A 2,976-nucleotide genomic window follows, 5' to 3' on the forward strand; every position below is an offset into this window, starting at 1 on the left:
CCGCTAAAAGATTTGAGCAAAAAAGCGAAGTTAATCATGAAATAAAAGAGGTCATGCAAAAGATGATAACAGCTTTGAAGGAAGTTTGAATGTCAAATGTTGAGACCTGACCCCTTTTACTTTACGTAATCGAGTTCATTTTATAACTTATGAGGTAGTTTCAAATTGGCATAGTAAAACTTATGAATTAGTAACTTTAGAAGATAAACTAATCATAAGATAGACCGAGAATTTTCCCGAACATATATTCCCCCCTGATAATTATTCTTTAGCGCAGCTATCGGCCAACTAATGTGGTTCTGAATATTTTTTCTTCCCATCTATACTTTCTTAAATTTTTTGTCTTGAAGTATTTTTTAAAAAAAGAAGGGTTTTATCAATCTTTTGTTGTATTAATATTAAGATGTAGAAAATTGAAAAAGACTAATTCTTTTAACTGCTGGCGGCGATTCAATAAGGTAAGTATATAATCTATAAATATGACAAAAGAAACGTCCCCTTATCTTTTCTAGACCATGATACTTTTAAAGCAATCAAAAAGTATCATGACTATGTAATGCAATATCAGAATATGAAAGATCCCATCAAGGAATCCTATCGCCATATCGCTCTTGGCAATGCAACCTTTATTGAAAGGGTAAAAGAAAAGATGGAACATCTAGGTCGAAGAAGAGAAATTCCTTCTACCCGCGTTCTGTCTAAATATGATGTGGATACGATTATTACCAAAATGACAAAAGTATTACATATTGAAAGAAGGATGATTTTTGATAAAAAAAGAGGGAACCTGAATCGCTCTTTGGCAATCTATCTCATTAAGCGGTTCACGCCACTTTCCTTATCTAAAATAGGTGAACTTTTTAAGATGGATTATTCAGCCGTTTCCCAGGCTGCTAAAAGATTTGAACAAAAAAGCGAAGTGAATCATGAAATAAAAGAGGTCATGCAAAGGGTGATAACAGTTTTGAAAGAAGTATGAATGTCAAAATGTTGAGACCCCAATAAAACAAATCCTGCTTTACAGGATTTCAGATACACTTTAAATGTTAGACGAAATCAGCCTATTTAAGGAGAAAAGGATTTATGGTTCGAAAAACAAAATCTAAAGAAGAATCTGACATTATAAGATCAGTTGATCCCAAAAAAGGAATTAAACTTTTAAAAAAACAGATAAAAAAAGCTGAAGAATTATTGGCAAACAGACCAATTGTCACTTCAGATCATACTGCTTGGAATAATACTACAAGAGATTATCTTATTAAGACATTTGGATCGAAATCACCGAATGTAAATGCTGTTATACATGCTTCGAGCAGTAAGGGATTATTTATGGGAATGGGAGATGCCGAATTTGAAAAATATATGGCCTCAACCATTGAAAATCAAATCAAAATGTTAGGAAGTTGCATCGAACAACTTGAAACAGAAATAGAGTTATCCGAAGGTGAAGAAGAAATAGATGAACAAAATATTCCTAAAGAGATATCTTTTTCAAATAAAGTTTTTATTGTTCACGGGCGTAATCAAGGGATAAAAGAGGCTGTTGCTAGATTTGTTGAAAAATTAGGCCTGGAAGCTGTCATTCTTCATGAGAAGCCAAGTAAGGGGCGAACGATTATTGAAAAATTTTCAGATTATTCTGACGTTCATTTTGCAATAGTCTTACTTACAGCAGATGATATTGGGAAAGAAAAAGATAGTTCTGGGGATTTTAAGCCTAGAGCACGTCAAAATGTTATTTTTGAGCTTGGCTATTTTATAGGTAAACTTGGTAGATCAAGAGTCTTTGCCCTATATGAAGAAGGTGTGGAGATTCCATCTGATTATAAAGGGGTGATATTTATACAGCTGGACACTCGAGAAAGGTGGAGATATGATATTGTTCGAGAATTATTAGCAGCTGGATTTAATGTTGATGCCAATAAAATATTTAGCGCCGGCTCTGCATAACAGCGTGTACCTGGTTCGGGCTTTCAGCTTTCACCCAAATCTTCCCACAAGTATAAATGTTTTGTAAAGGAAATAAAATATGATTGAAGAAATAGATGAAGAATCTTGGCAAATTAGAGAAGTTTACGCAAAATATGGGTTAGCAATGTATTCTGCTCAGTGTTTTGAAACTGGTCTTGTAAATTTATTAGTTTCTCTTAAATTAAAAGATAGAGAGAAAATAACTATAGCTGATATTGATTTATTTTCGCAAAAAAATTACGAAAAAACATTAGGCGGATTGATACATTCTCTAAAACAAGCAATGAAAATATCTGAAAATCTGGAAACTGAGTTAAAGGAACTATTGGGTACACGTAATTATTTGGCACATCACTATTTTAGAGTTAAAGCAATTGATTTTATGAAAAAAGATAGCCGTCAACGTATGCTATCTGAACTAGAATCTATTATATCAAAACTAGAAAACGGAGATAAGAAAATAGATTCAATTATCTCTGTTTTTTGTGAACAATATGGAATAACAAATGAAATGGTTAGTAAGATGAAAGAAGATTTATTAAAATAAAACAATTTAAAATTATGGATTAAATTGTTAAGTAAAAATACTAATATTATATTTACATAATGAGGTATAAATTCACTATGTTTAAGTGTCCTAAATGTAGTACTCAAAACCCTGATGATTCAAAATATTGCAAAGAATGTGGCAATGAGATTTGGTATTATCAACCAATACAAAAATTACCCATTTCCAAGGTTACTGTCGAAATATTATGCAATAATATCTCTCGTTCAATAGAGCAATATACGATTTCAGATTTTACTCATAAAGTATTTAAAATAGTTTTATTAAAATATATTTCTGGACCAATTGGATGGCCATTGCAATTTAAACAAATGTATTTTAAGAATTGTGATTTGTATTATATGTTTCGTGAATTTCAAACTATGGTTTCAATTGGATACCATTTAGCAATAGCAATAGAAAAAACTACTGGTAAAATTATTGACATACCAATAGAG

General features: G+C 31.4%; 3 protein-coding genes and 1 pseudogene. All 4 read left to right on the forward strand.

All coding sequences use genetic code 11. The annotated features are described in order from the left end of the window. Positions 1–508: 508 nt before the first annotated feature. Positions 509–979: pseudogene (locus tag ENO17_02275) on the forward strand (chromosomal replication initiator DnaA). Between the two features lie 413 nt (positions 980–1,392). Further along, entirely contained in the window at positions 1,393–1,950 is a 558-nt protein-coding gene (locus ENO17_02280; GenBank protein HER23866.1) for a nucleotide-binding protein, read from the forward strand. 79 nt (positions 1,951–2,029) lie between these two features. Further along, on the forward strand, positions 2,030–2,518 hold the full coding sequence (locus ENO17_02285; GenBank protein ID HER23867.1) for a hypothetical protein: 489 nt from the start codon (positions 2,030–2,032) through the stop codon (positions 2,516–2,518). Positions 2,519–2,595: 77 nt separating this feature from the next. After that, on the forward strand, positions 2,596–2,976 hold a 381-nt coding region (locus tag ENO17_02290), incomplete at its 3' end, for a zinc-ribbon domain-containing protein (GenBank protein ID HER23868.1).

It is taken from the genome of Candidatus Atribacteria bacterium (assembly GCA_011056645.1).
Taxonomy (GTDB): domain Bacteria; phylum Atribacterota; class Phoenicimicrobiia; order Phoenicimicrobiales; family Phoenicimicrobiaceae; genus Sediminicultor; species Sediminicultor quartus.

Coding starts and splice junctions, on each gene's coding strand:
- ENO17_02280 (HER23866.1), top strand. CDS start 1,393: ATGTTAGGAAGTTGCATCGAACAACTTGAAACAGAAATAGAGTTATCC.
- ENO17_02285 (HER23867.1), top strand. CDS start 2,030: ATGATTGAAGAAATAGATGAAGAATCTTGGCAAATTAGAGAAGTTTAC.